The sequence below is a fragment of the Pseudomonas sp. No.117 genome, assembly GCF_054558395.1.
This window is the reverse complement of the sequence record NZ_BAAJNP010000002.1, coordinates 303591-329395: the sequence shown is the minus strand read 5'-3', so window position 1 is coordinate 329395 and position 25805 is coordinate 303591. Positions and strand designations below refer to the sequence as shown.

Sequence of the window (25805 nt, the reverse complement as noted above, 5' to 3'; positions counted from 1 at the left end):
GAGCATATGCAAAGACACGGCATCGGGATGACTTCCCAGCGCACCCGGGAGCGGCTCATCCAGCGCCTCTACGAGGAGGGGCTGTCCAACGCCCAGGTGCTGGAGGTGATCCGCCGCACGCCGCGTCACCTGTTCGTCGACGAGGCCCTGGCCCATCGCGCCTACGAAGACACCGCGCTGCCCATCGGCCATAACCAGACCATCTCCCAGCCCTTCATGGTGGCGCGCATGACCGAGCTGCTGCTCGCCGGCGGGCCGCTGGACAAGGTCATGGAGATCGGCACCGGCTCCGGCTACCAGACCGCCATCCTGGCGCAGACCGTGGAGCGGGTGTTTTCCGTCGAGCGGATCCAGTCGCTGCAGGATCGCGCCAAGGAGCGCCTGCTCGAACTCAATCTGCGCAACGTGGTGTTCCGCTGGGGCGATGGCTGGGAAGGCTGGCCGGCCCTGGCCCCCTACAACGGCATCATCGTCACCGCCGCCGCGCGGGAGGTACCCCAGGCACTGCTCGACCAGCTGGCGCCCGGTGGCCGCCTGGTGATCCCGGTGGGCGTCGACGAGGAGCAGAAGCTGCTGCTGATCGTGCGCGAGGACGACGGCTTCGTGCGCCACGAACTCAATGCCGTGCGTTTCGTGCCGCTGCTCAACGGACCCCTGGCCCAGTGAGCGACAGGGAACGTTACCCCGGTACCGCGCTCCAAGCCAGCCAGGCGGCTGTGGCCGCTTGAGGCCGGCGGGATGGCCGGACGGTAGATGATCAGACTGCGGGAGGAACGGGTGAAGGCCCGAGCGCAAGGATTTCCAGGACGAGGGCGTTCAGGCTGGCTGGCGGCTGTGCTCGTGGCCCTGCTGCTGGCAGGGTGCTCGACCAATGGTTCGCGAGCTCCGGTGGTGGACCGCGGCGACGGTCGCAGCAGCGTGCCCCAGGTCACCTCCGGGCAGTATCGCGTCAAACGCGGCGACACCCTGTTTTCCATCGCCTCCCGCAATGGCTGGGAGTGGCGCGCCCTGGCGGCCCAGAACGGCCTCAGCGCTCCCTATGTGATCCATGTCGGCCAGGTGATCCGCTTCGGCAGTGGTTCCTCCGCGACCGCCAGCAGTTCCAGTCGCATCACTCGGCGTCCGGCCGCGGTCGTGGCGTCCGGTCCGGCGCCGGGCAACCCGGTCGCGACCCCGGTGCCGATTCCGCCGCCGGTCACCTCCAACCCGACCGCCGCCACCCCGGTGGTAACGCCGAATCTGCCCGTGGCGCCCCCGCCGACCCCGGTGACCCCCGCCCAGACGCCGACCCGCGACGTGCCCCAATCAGCGGCCGGTTGGGCTTGGCCGACGAAAGGTACCCTCATCAGTCGATTCTCCGCCAGCAGCAGCCTGAACAAGGGAATAGACATCGCCGGACAGGAAGGACAGCCCGTGATGGCGGCCGCCGACGGCACCGTGGTCTATGCGGGAAATGGTCTACGGGGTTATGGTGAACTGGTTATCGTCAAACACAGCGAAACCTACGTCAGTGCCTACGGTCACAACCGTAGGTTGCTGGTTCGGGAAGGTGAGCGTGTCAAGATAGGGCAGACGATTGCCGAGATGGGTTCGACCGGCACCGACCGGGTCAAGCTCCATTTCGAGATTCGCCGTCAGGGCAAACCGGTGGATCCCTTGCAGTTCCTGCCCAATCGTTGATTCGCTAGGCGCCGACTCGATCCCGCAGTCCTTTGGGGGCGAGTCAAGGCGCATCGGCAACGTATCGATACGCCCTGGCTCGGAGTTCAGACGAGCAAGGGTTACTCAAGATGATCCAGACTAAACAAGAAGCCGAGTTCGATCTCGGAGATGATGTTCTGCTTCTCGATTCCAATCCCTTCGGTGAGGAATCCGCCGATGCGGCGATGACCAAGGCGCTCTCCGGGCGCGGCAACCAGGTCGTCCGTGGGGCCAAGCTGGCCGACTACAGCCGCGCACTCGACGCCACTCAACTCTATCTCAACGAAATCGGCTTCTCGCCGTTGCTCTCACCGGCGGAAGAGGTGCACTTCGCGCGTCTGGCGCAACGCGGCGACCCCGCGGGTCGCAAGCGCATGATCGAAAGCAACCTGCGCCTGGTGGTGAAGATCGCCCGGCGCTATATCAACCGCGGCCTGTCGCTGCTCGATCTGATCGAAGAGGGCAACCTGGGGCTGATCCGTGCCGTGGAGAAATTCGATCCCGAGCGTGGTTTTCGCTTCTCCACCTATGCCACCTGGTGGATCCGGCAGACCATCGAGCGGGCGATCATGAATCAGACCCGCACCATCCGCCTGCCGATCCACGTGGTCAAGGAGCTCAATCTGCACCTGCGCGCCGCGCGGGAGCTGACCCAGAAGCTCGACCACGAGCCATCCCCCGAGGAGATCGCTGCGCTGCTGGAAAAACCGGTGGCGGACGTCAAGCGGGTGATGGGGCTGAACGAAAGGATCAGCTCGGTGGACATGGTCCTGGGGCCGGATTCGGACAAGACCCTGCTCGACACCCTGACCGATGACCGTCCCACCGATCCCTGCGAGCTGCTGCAGGATTCGGATCTCAACCAAAGCATCGACCAGTGGCTACTGGAGCTGCCGGAGAAACAGCGCGAGGTGGTGGTGCGCCGCTTCGGCCTGCGCGGGCACGAAGCCAGCACCCTGGAAGAGGTCGGGCAGGAGATCGGCCTGACCCGGGAGCGGGTACGGCAGATCCAGGTCGAGGCCCTCAAGCGGCTGAGGGAGATCTTCGAGCGCAACGGCCTGTCCAGCGACGCACTCTTCTGAAGAGACCTGACTGAACAGCCGCCAAACGAGCCCGGAATTTTCCGGGCTTTTTTCTGCGTGTGGCTGTAAGCCTGAGCTTACAGCGCGCGTAAGCAGAAGACACGCGAGGCTGCCAGCGAGCATCGCTGGAGCAACTCGAAACAGCGTAAGTCACTGCCAAGAAAGGCTTTTGTCTTTCAGCTGCGATCGCGAGACGGGAGAGGTGGGCTTAGGGTGGCAGATTGCCAGCCTTCGGGAGAAGCGTACTATCGACGCTGTGTCTGGGACGACACGGATCGGCAGGATGCGGGTCAGGACACCTCGGGACGAGGTCCACCAGGACGGTGGCAGGACATCAGGGACAAGGACGAAGGGGGCGGAGCTATCCGCCCCCTTTTTTATTGCCGGCTGGCGCCGGCAGGACCTAGCGCTCGAGCTGGGCGAGCTTGCCGGTCTTGCCGTCCCACTCGGCGGCGTCGGGCAGGGCGTCCTTCTTCTCGGTGATGTTCGGCCAGATGTTGGCCAACTCACTGTTGAGTTCGATGAAGGCTTCCTGGCCGGCGGGCACCTCGTCTTCCGAGAAGATCGCCTGGGCCGGGCATTCGGGCTCGCACAGGGCGCAGTCGATGCACTCGTCCGGGTGGATCACCAGGAAGTTGGGGCCCTCGTAGAAGCAGTCCACCGGGCAGACTTCCACGCAGTCGGTATATTTGCATTTGATGCAGTTGTCAGTGACGACGAAGGTCATCTGCTCGTTCTCCTCAGGCTAAGGCGGCGGATTCTAGCAGCATTGCCAGGCCCCTCGTATCCGTTAACTCAGATACGCTTTTTCCATTCGTAGATAAGCTCCAGCGCCCTTCTGGGTGTGATGTCGTCTGGCTGCAAGCGTTCCAGTTCCTCGATGAGAGGATGGGCGGCGCTGGCGAACAGATCGGCCTGCAGCGGGCGGTCCTTGGCTGGCGCGGTCACCGGCAGCGGCGTACCCACCTCACCGTTGAAACTGGCCGCTTCCAGGCGGGCGAGATGCTCGCGCGCGCGCAGGATGACGTCTTCCGGCACGCCGGCCAACTGCGCCACGGCCAGGCCGTAGCTCTGGCTGGCCGGGCCGGGCAGCACATGGTGCAGGAAGACGATGCGGTCATTGTGCTCGGTGGCGTTGAGGTGGACGTTGGCCACGCTCGGCTGGCCGTCCGGCAGCACGGTCAGCTCGAAGTAGTGGGTGGCGAACAGCGTCCAGGCGCGCAGTCGCGCCAGTTGCTCGGCGGCGGCCCAGGCCAGCGACAGGCCGTCGAAGGTGCTGGTGCCGCGACCGACCTCGTCCATCAGCACCAGGCTGTGTTCGCTGGCGTTGTGCAGGATGTTGGCGGTCTCGCTCATCTCCACCATGAAGGTGGAACGGCCGCCGGCCAGGTCGTCGCTGGAACCGATGCGGGTAAAGATGCGATCCACCAGCGACAGCTCGCAACGGGCCGCCGGGACGAAGCTGCCGACATGGGCCAGGAGCACGATCAGCGCGGTCTGGCGCATGTAGGTGGATTTGCCGCCCATGTTCGGACCGGTGATCACCAGCATGCGGGTGTCGTTGTCGAGGGTGACGTCGTTGGCGACGAAGGGCGTTTCCAGCACCTGTTCCACCACCGGGTGACGCCCCTGGCCGATCTTCAGGCAGGGCTCCTCGACGAAGCGCGGCTTGTTCAGGTCCAGGTTGAGGGCGCGCTCGGCGAAGTTGGCCAGGACGTCCAGCTCGGCCAGGGCGGCGGCGCTGTCCTGTAGCGGCGCCAGGTGGCCGATGAGTTCGTCGAGCAGGGTTTCGTAGAGCGCCTTCTCCCGCGCCAGGGCGCGGCTCTGGGCGGACAGCGCCTTGTCTTCGAAGGCCTTGAGTTCCGGGGTGATGAAGCGTTCGGCGCCCTTGAGGGTCTGGCGCCGGATGTAGTCGGCCGGGGCCGACTCGGCCTGCTTGCTGGGGATCTCGATGAAGTAGCCGTGGACGCGGTTGTAGCCGACCTTGAGGCCTTGCAGGCCGGTGCGGGCCTTCTCGCGCGCCTCCAGGTCCATGAGGAACTGGCCGGCGTTTTCGCTGAGGGTCTGCAACTCGTCCAGCTCGGCGTCGTAGCCGCGCTTGATGACGCCACCGTCGCGGATCACCGCGGGCGGGTTGTCGATGATGGCGCGGGCCAGGGTGGCGGCCAGCTCCGGATAGGTCTGGATGCTCTTGGCCAGGTCCAGCAGGTGCGGAGCGATCATCTGCGTCAGCCCTTCCTGCAGCGCCGGCAGCGCGGCCAGGGCATCGCGCAGCCGGGCGAGGTCGCGCGGACGGGCGTTGCGCAGGCCGATGCGCGCGAGGATGCGCTCCAGGTCGCCAATGTCCTTGAGTTGCGGCTGCAGCGTCTCGAAGCGATAGCTTTCCAGTAGGCAGGTGATGGCGTCCTGGCGCGCTTCGATCACCGCGCGGTTGCGCAGCGGGCGATTCAGCCAGCGGGTCAGCAGGCGGCTGCCCATGGCGGTCTGGCAACGATCGACCACCGATTGCAGGGTGTTGTCGCGGCCGCCGGCCAGGTTGACGTCCAGTTCCAGGTTGCGGCGGCTGGCGCCGTCGAGGATGACGGTGTCGTCCAGGCGCTCGTGGCGGAGGCTGCGCAGGTGCGGCAGGGCGGTGCGCTGGGTTTCCTTGGCATAGGCCAGCAGGCAGCCGGCGGCGCCGATGGCCAGGCCGAGCTTGTCGCAACCGAAGCCCTTGAGATCGCCGGTGCCGAATTGCTGGCAGAGGCTCTTCAGCGCCGAATCGCAATCGAAGTCCCAGGGCGCCCGGCGGCGCACGCCGCGGCGCTTCTCGGCGGGCAGCCCGGCGGGCCAGTCGTCGGGGATCAGCAATTCGGCGGGGTTGAGGCGTTCCAGCTCCGCCAGCAGGGTTTCCCAGCCGGCCAGTTCCTGCACGGTGAAGCGGCCACTGGCGATGTCCAGCACGGCCAGGCCGAACAGGCGCTCGTCGCCCAGTACGGCGGTCAGCAGGTTGTCGCGGCGCTCGTCGAGCAGGGCTTCGTCGCTGACGGTACCAGGGGTGATGATGCGTACCACCTGGCGTTCCACCGGGCCCTTGCTGGTGGCCGGGTCGCCGATCTGCTCGCAGATCACCACCGACTCGCCGAGCTTGACCAGCTTGGCCAGATAGCCTTCCGCGGAGTGGAAGGGAATGCCGGCCATGGGGATGGATTTGCCGGCCGAGGCGCCGCGGGCGGTCAGGGTAATGTCGAGCAACTTGGCCGCGCGCCGGGCATCGTCGTAGAACAACTCGTAGAAATCGCCCATGCGATAGAACAGCAGTTGTTCGGGATGCTGATGCTTGATCTTGAGGTACTGCTGCATCATGGGCGTGTGCGCGGAGAGGTCGCTCATGCGGGTGTTTCGATCCGGTTGCGGTGGGCTAGCCGCGTATTGTCCACCAACTCGCGGCGTTTGTCGGCCCCGCTCGGCTCACCGGGGCGGCCTCAGGCCTCCGGCCGTGACTCGCGCCCGTCCAGCAACAGATCGATCTGGGTCATGAGCCGCTCCAGGGTGAAGGGCTTGGGCAGCACGGTAACGCCCGGTGTCGGCAGCGATTCGCCGGGCAGGCCGGCATCGGCGTAGCCGGTGATCAGCAGGGTCATCAGGCCAGGGCGGCGTTCACGGGCGAGGGCGGCGAGCTTGCACCCGCTCACGCCGCCCGGCAGGCCGACGTCGGCGATCAGCAGGTCCAGCGGCGTGTCGGATTCCAGCACCCGCAGCGCCGTGGCGGCATCCGTCGCCTCCAGGGTGCGGATGTGATGTTCGCTCAGGGCCTCGTCCACCAGGGTCCGCACCATCGGCTCGTCATCCACCACCAGCACGGTCAGGCCCCTGGGATAGCGTGACGAACCTGCGCGCGGCGTTTCCACCCGTGGCGAGGGCTCCTCCACCAGGCGTGGCAGATAGAGGGTGACGGTGGTCCCCACGCCTTCGGCCGAGGCGATATGGGCGACGCCGCCGGACTGCTTGGCGAAACCATAGATCATCGACAGGCCCAGACCCGTCCCCATGCCCACCGGCTTGGTGGTGAAGAAGGGATCGAAGGCCCGCGCCAGTACCTCGGGTGGCATCCCGGAACCGGTATCCAGCACCGCCAGGGTGACGTAGTCGCCGGGGGGCAGTTCCAGGGCGGTCGCCTGGTCCCGGGTCAGGCGGCGATTGCCGGTGACGATGCGCAGTACGCCACCCTCGGGCATGGCATCGCGCGCGTTGATGCAGAGGTTGAGCAGGGCGTTCTCCAACTGGTGGGGATCGCACAGGGTCAGGTGCAGCGTCTCGGCGAGCTCGATATGGATCTGTACCTGCGGGCCCACCGAACGGCGAATCAGCTCTTCCATCCCCAGCACCAGATCGTTGGTGCGGGTGGCGCTGGGATCCAGCGCCTGGCGACGGGAAAAGGCCAGCAGCCGGTGGGTGAGGGCGGCGGCACGCTCGGCGGCACCCTTGGCGGCGCTGGCGTAGCGTTCGAGATCGGCGACGCGGCCCTGGCCGAGGCGCAGGGTGAGCATGTCCAGGCTGCCGATCACCCCGGTGAGCAGGTTGTTGAAGTCGTGGGCGATGCCCCCGGTGAGTTGGCCCACGGCTTCCATCTTCTGGCTCTGGCGCAGCTGTTCCTCGGCCTGTTGCAGGGCCTCCTGCTGCTCGCGGATGGCGGTGACCTCCCGTACCGCGGAGTAGATGAGGCCGTCCTGCAGGACCGAATTCCACGACAGCCAGCGATAACCCCCGTCGCGATGGCGGTAGCGGTTCTCGAAGCCGAACACCGGCTCGCCGCCCTTCAGCCGCGCCACGGCCGCCTCGGTGCGGGCGCGATCCTCGACGTGGACGAAAGCCATGAAGGGCTCGTGGCGCAGCTGTTCCTCGGTCCAGCCCAGGGTACTGGTCCAGGCCGGGTTGAGATCCAGCAGCTGGCCTTCCGGGGTCGCCGTACAGAGTAGGTCGGGACTGGCCTGCCAGATGAGATCCCGCTGGCGGGTGCGCAAGGTCACCTGTTCGCCGAGGTTACCGGCGAAGCGATAGAGGGATTCCAGGCTGCGCCGCTGGGCGACGCAGACCAGCGCCATGATGACGTTGACCAGCACGAACAGCGCATGGGACACCCAGCGCTCGGAAAACAGGGCGAAGTAGGCCGGGGCCTTGACGAACAGCGTCTCCGCCAGCAACACCGAGAGCAGGGTGGCCAGCAGGCCGGGGCCCAGGCCGAACCAGAAGGCGGCGGCCATGATGAAGGGGATGAACAGCAGGTAGGGCAGGCTGTCGATCCCGAGGCTCAACCGGATCCCGGCGGCGATGCCGATGAACAGGACGGCACCCAGGTAGCGCAAGGGTGCAGGGGCGTCCCTTGGCACCAGCCGCAGCAGCCGGGCGAGCAGGGTGTGGGTAGCGATGGGCACTGAAGCTGAACCTCGGGACACGGGTCAGGGACGGAGCCCGCCGCCGGCATGGCCGGGCAGGCGGACACCAGGGCGCGCTCAGGTCCCTTCGTGCCGCTCGAACTCCTCCACGGCACGCACCACCCCGGCGTTGTCCTGGGCGGTGCTGCGCGCCTGGCGCTCGAAGGCGCTGGCAAGTTCGTCGACCAGTTGCAACAGGCGCGGAATGTCGCCGCTGCGCTCGGCATCGGCGGCCTGCTCGCGCACGCGGTTGACGAAGGCCTGGGGATCGTCGAAGGCGGTCATGGTCGTTCTCCGTGGGGTCTGATACCTGTCTGACCACAAATGACGGCCAAGACTCACTGACGACGTGTCCAGACCTCCGGATTGACCAGATTCGCCGGGCGTTGGCCGGCGAGGGCGGCCAGCAGGTTGTCTACCGCGCAGCGCGCCATGGCCTCGCGGGTTTCCCGCGTCGCCGAGCCCAGGTGCGGCGTGGGTACCACGTTGGGCAGTCGCAGCAGCGGCGAGTCCGGCGCCACGGGTTCGCGGTCGAAGACATCCAGGCCGGCACCGCGCAGGCGACCCTCCTGCAGGGCGGCGATCAGGGCGGCTTCGTCGATCACCGGGCCGCGCGAGACGTTGACCAGGATGGCATGGGCAGGCAGCCGGGCCAGCTCGGCGGCGCCCAGCAGGTGGTGGGTCTCGTCACTGAGCGGCACGGTGACGCAGAGGAAGTCGCAGCGCTCCAGCAGCTCGGGCAAGGGCAGGAAGCGCGCTGCGTAGCGCTCGTCCACCTCCGGCTTGGCCGCATGGGCGGTGTAGTTGACCTGCATGCCGAAGCCGAGGCTGGCGCGCCGGGCGATGGCCTGGCCGATACGCCCCATGCCGACCAGGCCGAGGGTCTTGCCATGGACGTCGCAGCCGAAGTGCGCCTCGCCCAGGCTGGACTGCCAGTGCCCCGCCCGCACCCAGTCCGCCAGCTCGACAATACGCCGGGCGGTGGCCAGCAGCAGCGCGAAGGCGGCGTCGGCCACACTTTCGGTCAGGACATCCGGGGTGTTGCAGAGCAGGATGGCGCGCTCCTGCAGATAGGGCAGGTCATAGCTGTCGAAGCCGACCGAGACGCTGGCGATGGCCTCCAGCTTCGGCGCCAGGTCCAGCAGTTCGGGCGTCAGCCTGAAGCTGGAGCCGAGCAGGCCCTGGGCCTCGGGGAGGCGCTCGCGCAGCCGGGCTTCACCGCCCGGCGCCTTGACGTCGACGTATTCCAGGTCGAAGGCCTCGTTCAGCCGGGCGGTCAGCGCCGGCGACAGCGCCTTGTAGTGGATCACCTTCTTTTTCATGGCGAAAGCCTTCCTTTAGTGACTGGTGGCGGGCTTGAGCGCCGCGGTGCGGGCGACCGGTTCCTGGCGCAGCAACAGGGTAAGCACCACGGCGACCAGCAGGGCGCCGCCCATGAAGCCGAAGGAGGCGCCGGGACCGCCGGTCACGCCATTGAGATAACCCACCAGGTAGGAGCCGGCGAAGGAGCCCAGGGCCCCCATGCTGTTGATCAGCGCCATGGCCCCGCCGGCGACGTTGCCCGGCAGGATTTCCGGCACGATGGCGAAGAAGGGGCCATAGGGCGCGTACATGCAGGCGCCAGCGACCACCAGCAGCGCATAGGACCACCAGAAATGATTGCTGCCGAGGGCGAAGGAGCCGAGGAAGGCCAGGGCGGCGATCAGTAGCGGCGGCCAGACGAACAGCTTGCGATTCTGCAGGCGATCCGAGGCCCAGGACACGCCGACCATGGCCAGCACGGCGGCCAGGTAGGGCAGGGACGACAGCCAGCCGGCCTGGACGATGTCCAGCTGGGCGCCTTGGCGCAGGATCGACGGCAGCCAGAGGACGAAGCCATAGACACCGATGCTCCAGCAGAAGTACTGCAGCGAGAGCAGGATAACCTTGGGCGAGCGGAAGGCTTCGGCGTAGTTCTTCACCGGCTTCATGCCCTGCTGCTCGGCCTTCAGCGCGGCCTCCAGGCGGTCCTTCTCCTCCGCGGCGAGCCACTTGGCGTCCTTCGGCCGCTCCGCGGCCAGGCGCCACCAGATGAAGGCCCAGATCACCGCCGGCAGGCCTTCGATGATGAACATCCAGCGCCAGTCCAGGGCATGGATCAGATAGCCGGACACCACCGACATCCAGAGGATGGTTACCGGATTGCCGAGGATCAGGAAGGTGTTGGCCCGCGAGCGCTCGCGTTTGGTGAACCAGTGGCAGAGATAGACCAGCATCGCCGGCATCACCGCCGCCTCGACCACGCCCAGCAGGAAACGGATGGCGATCAGCAGGGTGACGTTGGGCACCATGCCGGTCAGGGTGGCGAGACCGCCCCAGGCGATCAGGCTCCAGAAGATCAGCCGCTTGACGCTGCGCTTCTCGGCATAGATGGCGCCGGGCACCTGGAAGAAGAAGTAACCGAGGAAGAACAGCGCGCCGAGCAGCGACGACATCGCCGGGGTGATGCCCAGGTCCGTTGCCATGCCCGAGGCGGCGGCGAAGCCGTAGTTGGCCCGGTCGAGATAGGCCAGGCTGTAGGTAATGAAGACCACCGGCATCAGATACCACCAGCGGCGTGGAGCGAGAGAGGATGCGTTCATGGGATCACCTGCTTGATTGTTCTTGTCGGGTGTCGGATTTCAGCGGCGGCTCACGGGAGTTCGTGGCGGTAGGGCAAGCCTTCCATGTCGCCAACCACCTGGACGGCGCGGGCGCCGATCCAGTTGCCGCGGGCGACGGCGGCGGCGACGTCGAGGCCATCGAGCAGGGCGCTGACGAAGCCGGTGGCGAAGCCATCGCCGGCGCCGACGGTGTCGACCACCTCGGACACGGGCACGCCGGGAACCTCGCCCTCGGCCTCGGCGGTGCGCCAGTAGCCGCCGTCCGGGCCGAGCTTGATGGCCACTGCCTGGGCGCCGCGATCGAGGTAGAAGGCCGCGATGTCGGCCGGGGTGTCGTAGCCGGTCAGCAGGCGGCCCTCGGCCAGCCCGGGCAGTACCCAATCGGCCAGGCCGGCGAGTTCGTTGAGTTCACGGCGCATCTGCGCCTCGCTGTCCCACAGTGACGGCCGCAGGTTGGGATCGAAGGAGATGCTGCGTCCGGCGCCGCGCATGGCCTCAAGGAGGTGACGGCTGAAGGCCCGGACGCTGGGCGACAGCGCCGGCGGGATGCCGGTGGCGTGCAGGTGACGCGCCTGCAGCAGGCTGGGGTCGAAGTCTTCCTCGATGTTGAGGTGACTGGCGGCCGAGCCGCGGCGGAAGTACTCGACCACCGGATCGCTGCCGTCGGCGACTCGCGACTTCAGCTGGAAGCCGGTGGGGTGGCGGGCATCGACCTTGAGCCGGGTGCAGTCCAGCCCCTCGGCTTCGAGGCTGGCACGCACGAAACGGCCGAAGGAATCGTTGCCGACCCGGGACAGCCAGGCGACCTTGAAACCCAACCGGCTCAGGCCGATCGCCACGTTGTTGTCGGCACCGGCGATGCGCTTGCCGAATTGCCCGACCGTGGCCAGGTCGCCAGTCGTCTCGGCGACGAACATGGTCATGGTTTCGCCGAAGGCGAGGATGTCGTACTCAGCCATGACGGCGCTCCTCTTGGGAAGAATCATCCAGGGTGCGCAGGGCGGCGACCTGGCGACAGGTCTCGCCGAGCAGGTCCGCACCCAGGAGGGGAAATTCGATGGCGCGGCGTACGCCGGCCGGGAAGTAGGCCATCAGGCCTTGCCAGGCCAGCAGGTCGGCGGCCTCCGGTGGCACGGCATGCAGGCCACCGGCGCGCCGACGAACCGCCTTGCAATGCAGGTAGCGCACGTCGCGCCCCAGCAGGCGCGCGGCCTGCACTGGATCCTCGTCCTGCCAGCGCCAGTTGCCGACATCGAAGGTCAGCGCCACAGGCAGCCCTGCCGCCCGGGCGGCCTGGATGAAGGCGCGCAGCGGCTCGACCCGGCCGCCCTGGACGGTCTGGTCGTTTTCCACCAGCAACTGGGGGGCGCCCTCGACCAGCAACTGGGCGAGGGGCTGCAGGTCGGTTGCGGGGCGATAGTGACCGAGGGATACCTTGAGCGTATCGGCGCCCAGCGCCCTGGCTGCGGCCAGGGCCTCCGGCAGACCGGCTGCCAGGGTCCCGTCCGCGTCGGGCCAGAGTTCCAGCGGCACCGAATAGACGCAGCCGAGACCGGCGCTGGCGATGGCGGCGCGCAGGGCGCCCAGGTCGGGACGCGCGGCGAACAGCTCCGCGCGGATCTCGACATGGCTGGCGCCTGCCGCGGCGATGAGGTCCAGCCAGGCGGCCTGGCCGCGGGCACGGACCGCGTCGGCACCAAAGGCCGAGGTGGTGATGGCGAGCTCCGGTGGCATTGTTATTCTCCTGAAACCGGTTTCAACGAAAGACGGGCAAAACGGGCAAAGGTGCCCTCAGGGGCGGCGACCAGTCGACTGACGGACACGCAATTCCGCGCCGAAGGTCTGGCGCACCGGCGCACTGCGGTCACCATCGATACGCCGTTGCAGGCGTTCGAAGGCGGCCACGCCCAGGGTGTGAGTGGGTTGGGCCAGGGCGCTGATGCCACCACCGACCAGGGGGAACCAGTCCAGATCGTCCAGGGCCAGCAGGCCGATGCGCGCGAACAGCGGCTCGCCCAGGGCCTGCAGGGCCAGGGTCGTCGCCAGGGTCGCCACGCCATTGGCAGTGAGCAACGCCTTGGGCCCGGGACCGACGCTGGCCAGGAAGGCGGCCAGGGTCCGCTGCAGGCCCGGGGCATCGTCGGCCTGGGCGCAATGCGTGCCCCGGCAGTCCGGGTGCCCGGCCAGGACCGCTTCGAAGGCGCTCAGGCGCTGGAGGCGGGAGCTGGTGCCGTCGAGCGGCTCGCTCACCAGCAAGAGGTCGCGATAGCCCTGCTGTTGCAGGTGGGTCACCCCGGTCTCGATGGCTTGATGGTTGTCGAGGCCGACCAGGTCGGCTTCCACGCCCGGTAGTTCGCGATCCAGCAGCACCAGGGGCAGGCGGCTGCCCAGCTGGCGCAGGTCGGCGGCGTGCTGGCCGAAAGTGTTCACGATCAGCCCTTCGATGCTGTAGGACTGCAGCGCGGCCAGTTGCTGGCGCTCCTGGTCGGCGTCCTGGTCGGTGTTGCAGATCAGCAGCGAATAGCCCTGCTGGCGGCAGGCCGTTTCCACGCCATGCATCACCGCGGTGGAGTAGGGATTGAGCAGGTCGGCCACCAGCATGCCGATCAAGCGGCTGCGACCACGCTTGAGGCCGCGGGCCATCTGGTTGGGCTGGAAATCGAGGGCCACCACGGCCTGCTCGATGCGCGCGGCGAGGGCGTCGGAGAGCAGGCGGCGGTCTCCGCTGATGTAGCGCGAGACGCTGGCCTTGGATACGCCGGCGGCCAGGGCCACTTCGGCGATGGTCGCGCGGGAAGCGCGCGGACCGGGAAGAAAGACGTCGTTCATGGCATACCGCTGTTAGGATTTTGTAGGTGCCTGAAACCGGTTTCAGTAAATCTTTTCTGCCACGGCGGGGCAAGCCGGTCTAAGGTGCGTGCCGACCAGCGGTCGCCGCAGGCAGAGAGTCGCCGCGGTCACCTTTATGTCTCCCTTGGATAGGAAGGTCTCGATGGATTCCCTCGACAATCTCGCCCGGCGCCTTGGCGAAGCCCTGCAGGCGGCAGGTGCCCAGGTCACCACCGCCGAATCCTGCACCGGTGGTGGCATCGCCGAGGTGATCACCCGGGTCGCCGGCAGCTCGGCCTGGTTCGAGGCCGGCTTCGTCACCTATTCCAATCGCCAGAAGACCCTCCAGCTCGAGGTGCCCGAGGTGCTGTTCGAGCGGGTCGGGGCGGTCAGCGAGGAGGTGGTGACGGCAATGGCGCGGGGCGCCCAGCAGCGCTCCGGCGCCCGCTTCGCGGTAGCCGTGAGCGGGATCGCCGGGCCGGGTGGCGCCGTGCCGGGCAAGCCGGTGGGCACGGTCTGGCTGGCCTGGCTGGCCGGGGAAAGACTGCGCACCGAACGGCAGGTGTTCCCCGGGGATCGCGCCGCGGTACGCCAGCAGACCCAGGTGCGGGCACTGGAGGTTTTGCTGGCCTTGCTGGACGAGGAAAAAGCCCTGCGGGTGTAGCAACCGGGGGGCGACTATGGTTTAATACTGTTCACTTATACAGGTATCCACGGCCGTCTGGCCCTTCTTTCTCTGAGAGGAATCTAATGGACGACAACAAAAAGCGTGCCCTGGCCGCGGCCTTGGGACAGATCGAAAAGCAATTCGGCAAGGGCACCGTGATGCGCATGGGCGATCACGACCGCCAGGCCATCCCGGCGATCTCCACCGGCTCCCTGGGCCTGGACATCGCCCTGGGCATCGGTGGCCTGCCCAAGGGGCGGATCGTCGAGATCTACGGTCCCGAATCCTCGGGTAAGACCACCCTGACCCTGTCGGTCATCGCCCAGGCCCAGAAGCAGGGCGCCACCTGCGCCTTCGTCGACGCCGAACACGCGCTGGACCCGGACTACGCCGGCAAGCTGGGCGTCAACGTCGACGACCTGCTGGTCTCCCAGCCGGACACCGGCGAGCAGGCCCTGGAAATCACCGACATGCTGGTGCGCTCCAACGCCGTCGACGTCATCATCGTCGACTCCGTGGCGGCCCTGGTACCCAAGGCCGAGATCGAGGGCGAGATGGGTGACATGCACGTGGGTCTGCAGGCCCGCCTGATGTCCCAGGCGCTGCGCAAGATCACCGGCAACATCAAGAACGCCAACTGCCTGGTCATCTTCATCAACCAGATCCGCATGAAGATCGGCGTGATGTTCGGCAACCCCGAGACCACCACCGGTGGTAACGCCCTGAAGTTCTACTCCTCGGTCCGCCTGGACATCCGCCGGATCGGCGCGGTGAAGGAAGGCGACGAGGTGATCGGTAGCGAAACCCGCGTCAAGGTGGTCAAGAACAAGGTGGCGCCGCCGTTCCGCCAGGCCGAGTTCCAGATCCTCTACGGCAAGGGTATCTACCTGAATGGCGAGATCATCGACCTGGGCGTGCAACTGGGCCTGATCGAGAAGTCCGGTGCCTGGTACAGCTACCAGGGCAGCAAAATCGGCCAGGGCAAGGGCAATGCCGCCAAGTTCCTGGAGGACAATCCCGAGGTCAAGGCCGCCGTCGACAAGGCGATCCGCGAGAAGCTGCTGAGCCAGCCGAGCAACCAGAAAGCCGAAGTGGCTGCCGAAGAAGACGCCAACGTCGACTTCTGATCGTACCGCACAGCCGAAACGACCCCCGCCCCGTGCGGGGGTTTTCGCATGAGGAGGAACCTTCTTGGGCAATCCGCTGGATACCCCCGCTGCTATCCGCCTGGCGGCCATGGACCTGCTGGCACGGCGCGAGCACGGGCGCGAAGAGCTGTCGCGCAAGCTGCGTCGGCGCGGGGCCGACGACAGTCTCCTCGCTCCCGTGCTGGACCGCCTGGCCGAGCAGGGTCTGCTCGACGAGAGCCGCTACCTGGGCAGCTACATCGCCAGCCGCGCCCGCGCCGGCTATGGTCCCTTGCGCATTCGCGAAGAGCTCGGCCAGCGCGGCCTGAAGCGCGATCAGATCGAGGCCGCCCTGCGCGAGGCGGATGTGGACTGGCAGGCGCAGCTGGAAGAGGTCTGGCGCAGGAAGTTCGGCACCCCTCCGGTCGATGCCAAGGAGCGCGCCAAGCAAGGCCGCTTCCTGGCCTATCGTGGCTACGCCATGGACGGGATCAACCGGGTATTGAGCCGGCGGTAGCGGCCGCAGGTCCGGTCATCTCGGGCTTCGCTGCGCTCAGCGCCAACCTACGAGGTTGCCGGCAGGCGTAGGTTGGGTTGAGACGGCTCCACCGTCGAAGCCCAACACATCCTCGGCGTGCGGAGTCGTGTTGGGCTTCGCTGCGCTCAGCGCCAACCTACGGTCTCACCAGTAGCCGTAGGTTGGGTTGAGACGGCTCCACCGTCGAAGCCCAACACATTCTAGGCGTGCGGGGTCGTGTTGGGCTTCGCTGTGCTCAGCGCCAACCTACGGGGTTACCGGCAGGCGTAGGTTGGGTTGAGACGGCTCCTCCGTCGAAGCCCAACAAATCCTCGGTGTACGGGGTCACGTTGGGCTTCGCTTCTCTCAGCACCAACCTACGGGGTTACCGGCAGGCGTAGGTTGGGTTGAGACGGCTCCACCGTCGAAGCCCAACAAATCCTCGGTGTACGGGGTCACGTTGGGCTTCGCTGCGCTCAACGCCAACCTACGGCCTCCTCAAGCGGCCCAATGCTCCGGCCGGTTGAGTTCATCCACCAGCTCGCGCAGCCGGCCGTAGTGGCGGCTGTGGAAGTCGAAGGTGAGCCTGGTGAGGTGCGCGAATTCCGCTTCATCGGCCTGGCCTTCGCCCGGGCGCAGCTGGGTGAAGCCGGGGGTGCGGCAGAGGTCGCCAAAGTCCGCCGCCAGGCGTTCCAGACAGGCGGACGTCAGCGGATGCTTGAGGCGAATATGGAACTGACCGTCGCGCCGCCGCGTGGAGTGATAGTTGCCATAGAAGCGCTCGATCTCGGCGGCGGCCGCTTCGGCCGAGCGTACCAGGCGCACCAGCTTGAGATCGGCGGGCAGGATGTAACCCTCCGCCAGCAGGTTGCGCTCCAGATAGGCCAGGGCGTCGTCCCAGAAATGCCCATCGGGGGTATCCAGCAAGACCAGGGGGACCAGCGGACTCTTGCCGGTCTGGATCAGGGTGAGCACCTCGAAGGTCTCGTCCAGGGTGCCGAAGCCGCCGGGGCAGAGCACCAGGGCGTCCGCTTCCTTGAGAAAGAACAGCTTGCGCACATAGAAGAAGTGGAACGACAGCAGGTGATCCGTGCCCTCGATGGTCGGATTCGCCCGCTGCTCGAAGGGCAGGGTGATGTTGAAGCCCAGGCTGGCCTCGGGGCCGGCGCCCTCGTGGGCCGCGCCCATGATGCCGGCGCCGCCACCGGTGATGACCATCATGTCCCGCCGCGCCAGGGCCGCGCCCAGGTCGCGGGCGAGGTCGTAGAGGGCATGGTCGATGCGGGTACGCGCCGAGCCGAACACCGTGACCTTGCGCCGGCGGCGGAAGCGTTCCAGGGTGCGAAAGGCCTGCTCCAGCTCCTTGAGGGTCTGCAGCATGATCTTGGCGTCCCAGCGCGCCGGATTGGTCTGCGCCATGCGCACCACCGTCACCAGCATCTCGCGGTACAGGGCGAGGTTGGGGCTGCCGCCGGGCAGGGCGTGCTCCAGCAGCTCGTCGATGCGCTGACCGAGATCGGCGGCGCTGGGCTCCACGTGGCGAGCCAGGTAGCTGTCGTCACTGTCCTCGGTCATGGCGCGAACTCCTGATTACTTGCCCAGGCCGCAGTCGGCGGCCTGGAAGCGCTCGACCATGATCGGCTTGTTGGTCTGGTATTCGGTGAAGTCGTAGACCAGGGTGGCGCCGCGGGCCAGCAATTGGCGGTAGCCGTTGTTCTGGCAGACGCTTTCGGCGAGCTGCACCCGCACCGTCGCCGGATTTTCGCGCATGCGGGCGGCGTGGGCCGGGCGGACGCTGAGGTGGTCGATCAGCTGCTTGCCCTCTACCGTGTAGCCGCGATCGAGGATGTCTTCGTTGATGGCGCGGGGCGTACCCTGACTGCTCTCGGCCGCGACCTTGCGCAGCATCTGGTTGAGCTCGTGGTCCTTGAGCGAGTCGGCTGCCTGGGCGGTGAAGGGCAGGGCGAGCGTCAGGGCGAGCAAAGCAAAACGAGGCATCGTGTTCTCCAGCGTAGAGGAGCCCGTTTCGACCGTGGTCGCGGGCGGGGGTTCGCAAGGCGTCTGCGCAGGGTACCTTGCCTGGCCGCCGCGGGCATCTCGATCGCTCTGGTAAACTTGGCTTTTGCCCAAGAGCCCGGCATGACCCCGACCCTCGATATTCCTCCCCATGCCGTGGCCCGGCTGCGCCAGGAGCGTCTGGCGCGCAGCATCAAGCCCTTCGTCGCCCGGGGCTCGCGCATGACGCGCTGCCCCAACTGCCGGCTGGCACCCAGTCATTGCCTGTGTGAGCTGCGCCCGCTGCGCCAGACCCGGGCCGGCATGTGTCTGCTGATGCACGACGTGGAGCCGCTCAAGCCGAGCAACACCGGCTGGCTGATCGCCGACGTGGTCGCCGATACCCATGCCTTCGGCTGGAGTCGTACCGCCGTGGATCCAGCCCTGCCGGCGTTGCTCGCGCAGCCCGAGTGGCAACCGTTGCTGGTGTTCCCCGGCGAATACGCCGCGCCCGAGCGGGTGGTCGAGAGCTTGCCCGTGGCTCCCGGCAAGCGTCCGCTGTTCGTGTTGCTGGATGCCACCTGGACCGAGGCACGCAAGATGTTTCGCAAGAGTCCCTATCTGGACGGCCTGCCGGTGCTGAGCTTCCAGCCCACTGCCCTGTCGCGCTACCGGCTGCGGCGCTCCACCCGCGGCGAGCACCTCTGCACCGCCGAGGTGGCGGCCCTGTGCCTGGAGCTGGCCGGCGAGGCCCCCGCCGGGCGCCTGCTGGAAGCCTATCTGGACGTCTTCAGCGAGCGCTATCTGGATGCCAAGCACCATCTGCCGCTGGCGGCGGACAGTCCCGCCAGCCAGCAACTCGAGGCGCTGCGGCGCCTCAGTTGACCGGCTTGGCGTCCACCGGCTGTTGCCGCGGCCAGAGCTGCGCGGCCAGCATGCCGGCGAACATCAGGGCGCAGCCCAGGTAGCCCCGACCGCTGAGGGCCTCGCCGAGCAGCCAGGCGCCGAAGAAGGCGGCGAATACCGCTTCCAGGGAAAAGATCACCGCCGCGTGAGAGGCGATGGCGCCGCGCTGGGCGAACACCTGCAGGGTGTAGCCGATGCCGGCGGCGATCACTCCGCCATAGAGCAGGTCGGGCAGGGCCTTGGCGACCTGGGTCGCCTGGAAGGGCTCGAAGACCAGCGCCAGCAGCAGGCTCAGGACCGCGCAGACGAGGAATTGCAGGATCGACAGCACGGTGGCGTCGTGGCGACTGGAATAGTGCCCCACCAGCAGGACGTGGACGCCCCAGGCCAGGGCGCCGGCCAGTTGCAGCAGGTCGCCGGAAGCGACCTGGAAGTTGTCGCCGATACTGAGCAGGCCCATGCCGACCACCGCCAGGCAGGCGCCGACCCAGGTGCCGACATGGCTGCGCTGACCCAGCAGCAGCCCCAGCAGGGGTACCACGATGACATAGAGGCCGGTGATGAAGCCGGAGTTGGTCACACTGGTGAACAGTAGCCCGACCTGTTGCAGGTTGATGCCCAGGGTCAGCACCAGGCCCATCAGCAGGCCGCCCTTGAAGGTATCCCGGGTGAAGGCTCGTTGCCGTCCGCCACGGCGCAGGAACAGCAGCAGCGGCAGCAGGGTGAGGGCACCCAGGGCGAATCTCAGGCCGGTGTAGAGAAAGGGCCCTATGTGCTCCATGCCGCCGGTCTGGGCGATGAAGGCGCTGCCCCAGATGAGGGCGGTGAGCAGCATGAGCAGGTCGGCACGGAGCGCAGCGCTGGGCATCGGGTATCTCTTGGGCAAAAAGCGCAACTGTGCCGCAACCCTTGGCCCTTTGCCTACCGCTGGTGGTCCGTCCGGCCTTGCCGCCGTCTGCGCCGTTCGGCATGCTGGCGCCATCTCGAAGGCAGCCGGCGCGCCAGGCACCTGGTCTTCGCGACCCCCAGTACAAGAAGGAAAGCTACACCATGGCGGCTGCCTATCAGATCCTGATCGCCGACGATCACCCGCTGTTTCGCAGCGCGCTGCAGCAGGCGCTCACCCTGGGCCTGGGCGCCCAGGCGCGGCTCACCGAGGTGGCCGACATCGCCCAGCTCCAGGCCTGCCTGGCCGACCGTACCGACTGGGATCTGGTCCTGCTCGACCTGAACATGCCCGGCGCCTACGGCTTTTCCGGCCTGGTGCTGTTGCGCGGCCAGTATCCGCAGGTGCCTGTGGTGATGATCTCGGCCCAGGAGGAGCCGGCGGTGGTGCAGCGCGCCCGGGAGTTCGGGGCCAGCGGCTTCATACCCAAGTCCAGCGATCTGAGTACCCTGCAGCGGGCGGTCAGCCAGGTGCTGGATGGCGACACCTGGTGGCCACCGCAGGTCGAGGGCGCCGTCGCCCTGAGCGAGGAGGCCAAGGCGGCCAGCGCCGGCCTCGCCAGCCTCACCCCCCAGCAATTCCGGGTGCTCACCATGCTCTGCGAGGGGCTGCTGAACAAACAGATCGCCTTCGAGCTGAATGTCTCCGAGGCCACGGTGAAGGCCCATGCCACGGCTATCTTCCGTAAACTCGGCGTCCGTACCCGGACCCAGGCGGCGCTGCTGTTGCAGCAACTGGAGAGTACCTCCAGCTAGGTCCGGTGGCGCTAACCATGGGGCCATGACTGGCCGCGTCCCTGCGGCGGCCTGGTAAGCCTCGACCGTTACCTTGCACGCTTTCTCTACCTGCCGTCTGCCAGAGGCGGCGGTTCGATCCTGTCGATGGAGCTTTCGGTGATTTCTCCCTACAAAGGCAAGACCGGTCTGCGCCGGGTCATCAACGCGACGGGCTACTCCCTGGCCGGGCTGCGTACCGCCTTCCAGCAGGAAGCGGCCTTTCGCTCCCTGGTCGCGCTCAACGTGGTGCTGCTGCCGATCGCCTTCTGGCTCGACGTGAGCCGCGGTGAGCGGGCCCTGCTGGTGGCGGTGTGCCTACTGTCGCTGGTGGTCGAGTTGTTCAACGCCGCCATCGAGGCGGTGGTGGATCGCATTTCCCTGGACTGGCACGAGCTGTCGAAGAACGCCAAGGATCTTGGCAGTGCCGCGCAGTTCGTGGCCATGTTCATCATCGCCGCGGTCTGGGGGATCGTCCTGCTCGGCTGAGCAGGACGACGATCAGACGGTGGCCCCCAGCGTGGCGCCTGCCGCGGTCTGGTCGGTCGCCAGGCCCTGGTCGAGCACGCTCGGCTGGGCCGAGTGGATGACCTTGTGGATGAAGTGCAGCTTGGCGATCACCGGGGCGGGCAGCGCGAAGGGATAGAAGTCCGGCTGGCCCATGCTGCGCGACAGCTCGTTGAGCATGGCCGCCAGTTCGATCCAGGCGTTGGCGAAGCCAAGGAATTCATCGTCGCTGCGGTCTTCGGCTTCGTACAGCGCCTCGCGGGTGAACGGCTGGAAATCCAGCTGGGTGGTGGTGGCGTTCATGCCCAGGTTGGCGGCGGTGGCCAGGGTATCCATCATGTGCAGGTAGTGGGCCCAGGTTTCTGCCCAGTCTTCCCAGGGGTGCATGGTGGCGTAGGCACTGATGTACTGGGTTTCCCACTCCGCGGGGGCGCCCTGCTCGTAGTGGCGCTGCAGGGCTTCGCTATAGTCGGCGCGCTCGTCGCCGAACAGGGCGCGGAAGGGTTCTTCCCAATCGGTGCCCGCGACCAGGCGGTCGAAGTAGTAGTGGCCGACCTCATGGCGGAAGTGGCCGAGCAGGGTGCGGTAGGGCTCGTGCATGTCGGCCCGGACCTTTTCCCGATGGGCGTCGTCCGCTTCGAGGATGTTCAGGGTGATGAGGCCATTGGCATGGCCGGTGGTAGGCGTGCCGTTGGCGTCGGGCGCGAGGAAGTCGAAGGCGAGACCGCGTTCGGCGTCCACGCTTTGCGGGATCACCTGCAGGCCCAGGCCCAGCAGTTGGGCGACCAGTTGGCGCTTGGCCAGCTCCAGCTTGCGCCAGCGTTCGCCATTGCCTTCGAAGGACAGGTCCGGGATGGTGTGGTTGAGCTGGCAGGCCAGGCAGAACTCGCTGCTGGCCTCGGCCGGTACCAGCCAGTTGCAGGCCGCCGGGGTATCCAGGTTGGCACAGCGCCGGTAGAGGCTGCTGGATGCCTCGGGCAGTTGCCAGAGACCTCCGTCGGTGGGCTGCAGGGCGGTCGGCGTGCCCTGATCCGGGGCATAGCCCAGGGCATTGCCGCAGGCCAGGCATTCGCTGTTGGGAAAGAAGATGGCCTGCCCGCAGGTGCAGTTGGCGACCTTGCGTTGAGTAGGCAGCGACCGCAGAGCATTGCGCTGCAGACGGTTCGAACTGTAGCTTCCAAGAAAATTGCGCATGAGGGATACCTGGCGAGGACGACCAACGACCAGCGAAACGCTGGCGTCGTGCTAGCGATTTAGTAGAGTGGCTGGCGGTTGGAGTTCCGGGTTGTTCGTCGCCTGACCCGCGCGGTAGGCACTTTGCGGCCCTGCCCGGATTCCGGGGCACGAGATTTGCTCGCTACTTCCGTCTAACCGGTGAACGGAGTCTCCCTGTGTCCATCCATGTCGCCCTGCAGCACGTCAGTCATTACGCCTACGATCGCCCGGTGGAACTGGGCCCGCAGATCGTCCGCCTGCGTCCGGCCCCCCACAGCCGAACCCGGATCCTCTCCTATGCCCTGCGGGTCCAGCCGGAAGGGCATTTCATCAATTGGCAGCAGGATCCCCAGGGCAACTACCTGGCCCGGCTGGTGTTTCCCGAGCCTACCCGCGAATTCCGGGTGGAAGTGGACCTGGTCGCCGAGATGGCGGTGTTCAATCCCTTCGACTTCTTCCTGGAGCCCTACGCCGAGCGCTTTCCTTTCGTCTACGCGGAAGAAGAGCGTCGCGAGCTGAGCGCCTTCTGCGAACGCCTGCCGGCTACGCCCCGGTTTGCCAGCTATCTCGCCGAGATCTCCCGGGAGCCGGTGCCGACCCTGGATTTCCTGGTCGCCCTCAACCAGCGGCTGAGCCGCGACGTGGCCTATCTGATCCGCCTCGAGCCCGGGGTGCAGACTCCCGAGGATACCCTGGACAAGGCGTCGGGCTCCTGCCGCGACAGCGCCTGGCTGCTGGTGCAGCTGCTGCGTCACCTGGGCCTCGCGGCGCGTTTCGTCTCCGGCTATCTGATCCAGCTGACCGCCGACCAGAAGGCCTTGGACGGACCCTCCGGGACCGCCGTGGACTTCACCGACCTGCACGCCTGGTGCGAGGTCTATCTGCCCGGCGCGGGCTGGATCGGCCTGGACCCCACCAGCGGGCTGCTGGCGGGCGAGGGGCACATCCCCCTGGCCTGCAGTCCCGAGCCGGCGTCGGCGGCGCCGATCTCCGGGCTGGTCAGCGAGAGCGAATGCACCTTCGAGCACCACATGGCGGTGGAGCGGCTGTGGGAGGCACCGCGGGTCACGCGGCCCTACGACGAGCACCAGTGGCGGGACATCCTCGCCCTCGGCCAGCGGGTGGACAGTGACCTGCTGGTGCAGGACGTGCGCCTGACCCTGGGCGGCGAGCCGACCTTCGTCGCCCTCGACCATCCCGACGACGAGGAGTGGAGCACCGCCGCCCTGGGGCCGAACAAGCGGCACCTGGCCACCAAGCTGTTCCAGCGCCTGCGCGAGCACTATGCGCCCAAGGGCCTGGTGCATTTCGGCCAGGGCAAGTGGTACCCGGGCGAGCAGCTGCCGCGCTGGTCGCTCAACTGTTTCTGGCGCGCCGACGGCCAGCCGTTGTGGCGCGATGCCGCGTTGCTGGCCGACGAACGCCTCGACTACGGTGCCGACGCGGCCCTCGCCGAGCGCTTCGTGCAAGGCGTGGCGCAGCGCCTGGGGGTGACCGACGAGCACCGCTTCCCGGCCTTCGAGGACTGGCTCTACTTCCTCTGGCGCGAGCAGCGCCTGCCGATCAACGTCGACGCCAGCGATTCGCGGCTGAACGATCCGCTGGAGCGCGAGCGCCTGCGCCGGGTGTTCGCCCAGGGCCTGGACCGGGTGGTGGGCTACGTCCTGCCGCTGGCCCGGACCGCCGCCGAGGATGCCTGGCGCACCGGGCCCTGGTTCCTGCGCGAGCAGCAGTGCCGGCTGGTGCCGGGCGACTCGCCGCTGGGCTATCGGCTGCCGCTGGATTCCCAGCCCTGGGTACGCGAGGAAGACTATCCCTATCTGCATCCGACCGATCCCAACCAGCCGCTGGCGCCCCTGCCCGATCCGGTCCGCCTGCAGGAGCGCTGGCGCCAGCCGCGGCCGCTCGCGAAACCCGCCCAGGCTGCGCCGGAGGCCTTCGCCTCGGCAGCCGACATTGTCCGCACCGCTTTCTGCGCCGAGCCGCGCGAGGGGCGGCTGTACCTGTTCATGCCACCCCTGGCGCGGTTGGAAGACTACCTGGAGCTGGTCGCCGCCATCGAGGACACTGCCACCGCGCTGGGCTGCCCGGTGGTGCTGGAAGGCTACGAGCCACCGCGCGATGCCCGGCTGATCAATTTCCGGGTAACCCCCGATCCGGGTGTCATCGAGGTCAACATCCATCCGGTGGCGAGCTGGGATGCCCTGGTCGAGCAGACCGAGTTCCTCTACGAGGCCGCCCGGCTGTCGCGCCTGACCACCGAGAAGTTCATGATCGATGGCCGCCACACCGGCACCGGCGGCGGCAGCCACTGTGTGCTCGGCGGGGCCACGCCGGCCGATTCGCCGTTCCTGCGCCGTCCCGATCTCTTGCGCAGCCTGATCAGCTACTGGCACAACCACCCCTCGCTGTCCTACCTGTTCGCCGGCCTGTTCATCGGTCCGACCTCCCAGGCGCCGCGGGTCGACGAGGCGCGCAACGATGCCCTCTACGAACTGGAGCTGGCCTTCGCCCAGCTGCCGCCGCCGGGCGCGGAGTGTCCGCCCTGGCTGGTGGACCGCCTGCTGCGCAACCTGCTGGTAGACGTGACCGGCAACACCCACCGCGCCGAATTCTGCATCGACAAGCTCTATTCGCCCGACAGCGCCACTGGCCGCCTCGGCCTGCTGGAACTGCGCGCCTTCGAGATGCCGCCCCACGGCCGGCTGCAACTGGTGCAGCAACTGCTGCTGCGCGCGCTGGTCGCCCGCTTCTGGCGCGAACCCTATGCTCCCGAGCGGCTGGCGCGCTGGGGGACCGAATTGCATGACCGCTACCTGCTGCCGCATTTCATCCAGGAGGATTTCCGCGACGTCCTCGCCGAACTGGCCGAGGCCGGCTATGCCTTCGATCCCGCCTGGTTCGCCGCGCACTTCGAATTCCGCTTTCCCAAGTATGGCGATTTCGCGGTCAAGGGCATCGAGCTGGAGCTGCGCCAGGCGCTGGAGCCGTGGCATGTGCTGGGCGAAGAGGGCGTCATCGGCGGGACTATGCGCTACGTCGACTCCTCCCTGGAGCGAGTCCAGGTAAAGGTCACCGGCCTGGCGCCTGATCGCTACGCCTTGCTCTGCAACGGCGCCCGGGTGCCGCTGCGGGCGACCGGCCGGGTCGGCGAGTACGTCGGCGCGGTGCGCTTCCGCGCCTGGCAGCCGGCCTCGGCGCTGCACCCCAACCTGGGCGTGGACGCCCCCCTGGTGTTCGATCTGCTCGATACCTGGATGCAGCGCTCCCTGGGTGGTTGCCAGTATCATGTCGCCCATCCCGGCGGCCGTAACTACGCTACGCTACCGGTCAACGCCTACGAGGCGGAAAGCCGGCGCCTGGCGCGCTTCTTCCGCTTCGGGCATACCCCCGGACGCCAGTTGCCGCTGCCCCTCGACAGCAGTCTGGAAACGCCCTTCACCCTGGATCTGCGCCAGACCCACGTCAGCCGACCGCACTAGAC

The 25805-nt window shown here is 67.4% G+C and carries 23 protein-coding genes; 10 read left to right on the top strand and 13 right to left on the bottom strand.

What is annotated here, in order from left to right; translation table 11 throughout:
• The first annotated feature begins 27 nt into the window (after positions 1-27).
• From ACYJP6_RS05010 to rpoS, 3 genes are all read left to right on the top strand, one after another.
• Positions 28-666 (top strand): protein-L-isoaspartate(D-aspartate) O-methyltransferase, encoded by a 639-nt coding sequence (locus tag ACYJP6_RS05010; protein WP_160923793.1) that lies wholly within the window; start codon positions 28-30, stop codon positions 664-666.
• A 174-nt stretch (positions 667-840) separates the two neighbouring features.
• Positions 841-1680, top strand: coding sequence for a peptidoglycan DD-metalloendopeptidase family protein (locus tag ACYJP6_RS05005; protein ID WP_459473894.1), 840 nt, complete (start codon positions 841-843; stop codon positions 1678-1680).
• 110 nt (positions 1681-1790) lie between these two features.
• Entirely contained in the window at positions 1791-2783 is a 993-nt protein-coding gene (gene rpoS / locus ACYJP6_RS05000; RefSeq protein WP_459473893.1) for an RNA polymerase sigma factor RpoS, read from the top strand.
• A gap of 403 nt (positions 2784-3186) precedes the next feature.
• Here the strand turns inward: rpoS and fdxA are convergent, their stop codons facing one another.
• The 9 genes from fdxA to ACYJP6_RS04955 all read right to left on the bottom strand — a co-directional run bounded on the left by fdxA (position 3187) and on the right by ACYJP6_RS04955 (position 13668).
• Positions 3187-3510, bottom strand: coding sequence for a ferredoxin FdxA (gene fdxA, locus ACYJP6_RS04995; RefSeq protein ID WP_058762009.1), 324 nt, complete (start codon positions 3508-3510; stop codon positions 3187-3189).
• 68 nt (positions 3511-3578) lie between these two features.
• On the bottom strand, positions 3579-6155 hold the full coding sequence (mutS, locus tag ACYJP6_RS04990; RefSeq protein WP_459473891.1) for a DNA mismatch repair protein MutS: 2577 nt from the start codon (positions 6153-6155) through the stop codon (positions 3579-3581).
• A 92-nt stretch (positions 6156-6247) separates the two neighbouring features.
• Entirely contained in the window at positions 6248-8197 is a 1950-nt protein-coding gene (locus ACYJP6_RS04985; RefSeq protein ID WP_459473889.1) for a hybrid sensor histidine kinase/response regulator, read from the bottom strand.
• Between the two features lie 78 nt (positions 8198-8275).
• Positions 8276-8482 carry a hypothetical protein gene (locus ACYJP6_RS04980; protein WP_459473887.1) on the bottom strand — a complete coding sequence of 69 codons (207 nt, stop codon included), beginning with the start codon at positions 8480-8482 and terminating at the stop codon, positions 8276-8278.
• 53 nt (positions 8483-8535) lie between these two features.
• Complete coding sequence (locus ACYJP6_RS04975) at positions 8536-9519, bottom strand: 2-hydroxyacid dehydrogenase (RefSeq protein WP_459473885.1); 984 nt, start codon at positions 9517-9519, stop codon at positions 8536-8538.
• Positions 9520-9534: 15 nt separating this feature from the next.
• The gene (locus tag ACYJP6_RS04970; RefSeq protein WP_459473883.1) at positions 9535-10818 is read right to left on the bottom strand and encodes an MFS transporter; all 1284 of its coding nucleotides are present in this window, start codon (positions 10816-10818) and stop codon (positions 9535-9537) included.
• 50 nt (positions 10819-10868) lie between these two features.
• Entirely contained in the window at positions 10869-11798 is a 930-nt protein-coding gene (locus ACYJP6_RS04965; protein ID WP_459473881.1) for a sugar kinase, read from the bottom strand.
• A complete protein-coding gene (locus ACYJP6_RS04960; protein ID WP_459473879.1) occupies positions 11791-12573 on the bottom strand; it encodes an AP endonuclease in 783 nt (260 codons plus the stop codon). The genes ACYJP6_RS04965 and ACYJP6_RS04960 overlap by 8 nt, the downstream gene beginning before the upstream one ends.
• 57 nt (positions 12574-12630) lie before the next feature.
• Positions 12631-13668, bottom strand: coding sequence for a LacI family DNA-binding transcriptional regulator (locus ACYJP6_RS04955; protein WP_459473877.1), 1038 nt, complete (start codon positions 13666-13668; stop codon positions 12631-12633).
• 163 nt (positions 13669-13831) lie between these two features.
• Here ACYJP6_RS04955 and ACYJP6_RS04950 point away from each other — a divergent pair, with 163 nt between their 5' ends.
• From ACYJP6_RS04950 to recX, 3 genes are all read left to right on the top strand, one after another.
• Complete coding sequence (locus ACYJP6_RS04950; protein ID WP_459473875.1) at positions 13832-14332, top strand: CinA family protein; 501 nt, start codon at positions 13832-13834, stop codon at positions 14330-14332.
• An 86-nt stretch (positions 14333-14418) separates the two neighbouring features.
• Positions 14419-15462 (top strand): recombinase RecA, encoded by a 1044-nt coding sequence (gene recA / locus ACYJP6_RS04945; protein WP_459473873.1) that lies wholly within the window; start codon positions 14419-14421, stop codon positions 15460-15462.
• A 64-nt stretch (positions 15463-15526) separates the two neighbouring features.
• Complete coding sequence (gene recX, locus ACYJP6_RS04940; protein ID WP_459473871.1) at positions 15527-15979, top strand: recombination regulator RecX; 453 nt, start codon at positions 15527-15529, stop codon at positions 15977-15979.
• A 498-nt stretch (positions 15980-16477) separates the two neighbouring features.
• On the opposite strand, the gene ACYJP6_RS04935 is transcribed toward recX, so the two are convergent.
• The gene (locus ACYJP6_RS04935; RefSeq protein WP_459473869.1) at positions 16478-17554 is read right to left on the bottom strand and encodes an LOG family protein; all 1077 of its coding nucleotides are present in this window, start codon (positions 17552-17554) and stop codon (positions 16478-16480) included.
• Between the two features lie 15 nt (positions 17555-17569).
• On the bottom strand, positions 17570-17977 hold the full coding sequence (locus tag ACYJP6_RS04930; protein WP_145004778.1) for a quorum-sensing-regulated virulence factor family protein: 408 nt from the start codon (positions 17975-17977) through the stop codon (positions 17570-17572).
• A 141-nt stretch (positions 17978-18118) separates the two neighbouring features.
• Here ACYJP6_RS04930 and ACYJP6_RS04925 point away from each other — a divergent pair, with 141 nt between their 5' ends.
• Positions 18119-18859, top strand: a complete 741-nt coding sequence (locus ACYJP6_RS04925) for a tRNA-uridine aminocarboxypropyltransferase (protein ID WP_459473867.1) — start codon at positions 18119-18121, stop codon at positions 18857-18859.
• Here ACYJP6_RS04925 and ACYJP6_RS04920 read toward each other — a convergent pair.
• Positions 18852-19748: a DMT family transporter gene (locus ACYJP6_RS04920; protein WP_459473865.1), complete on the bottom strand. Its 897-nt coding sequence runs from the start codon at positions 19746-19748 to the stop codon at positions 18852-18854. The two genes, ACYJP6_RS04925 and ACYJP6_RS04920, sit on opposite strands and share 8 nt — an antisense overlap.
• 182 nt (positions 19749-19930) lie before the next feature.
• Here ACYJP6_RS04920 and erdR point away from each other — a divergent pair, with 182 nt between their 5' ends.
• On the top strand, positions 19931-20581 hold the full coding sequence (gene erdR, locus ACYJP6_RS04915; protein WP_459473863.1) for a response regulator transcription factor ErdR: 651 nt from the start codon (positions 19931-19933) through the stop codon (positions 20579-20581).
• A 126-nt stretch (positions 20582-20707) separates the two neighbouring features.
• Positions 20708-21088 (top strand): diacylglycerol kinase, encoded by a 381-nt coding sequence (locus tag ACYJP6_RS04910; RefSeq protein WP_459473862.1) that lies wholly within the window; start codon positions 20708-20710, stop codon positions 21086-21088.
• A 12-nt stretch (positions 21089-21100) separates the two neighbouring features.
• Here ACYJP6_RS04910 and ACYJP6_RS04905 read toward each other — a convergent pair whose 3' ends face one another.
• Positions 21101-22300 carry a zinc-binding metallopeptidase family protein gene (locus ACYJP6_RS04905; protein WP_459473860.1) on the bottom strand — a complete coding sequence of 400 codons (1200 nt, stop codon included), beginning with the start codon at positions 22298-22300 and terminating at the stop codon, positions 21101-21103.
• A 197-nt stretch (positions 22301-22497) separates the two neighbouring features.
• On the opposite strand from ACYJP6_RS04905, the gene ACYJP6_RS04900 reads away from it, so the two are divergent.
• Entirely contained in the window at positions 22498-25803 is a 3306-nt protein-coding gene (locus ACYJP6_RS04900; protein WP_459473859.1) for a transglutaminase family protein, read from the top strand.
• The last annotated feature ends 2 nt before the right edge of the window (positions 25804-25805 follow it).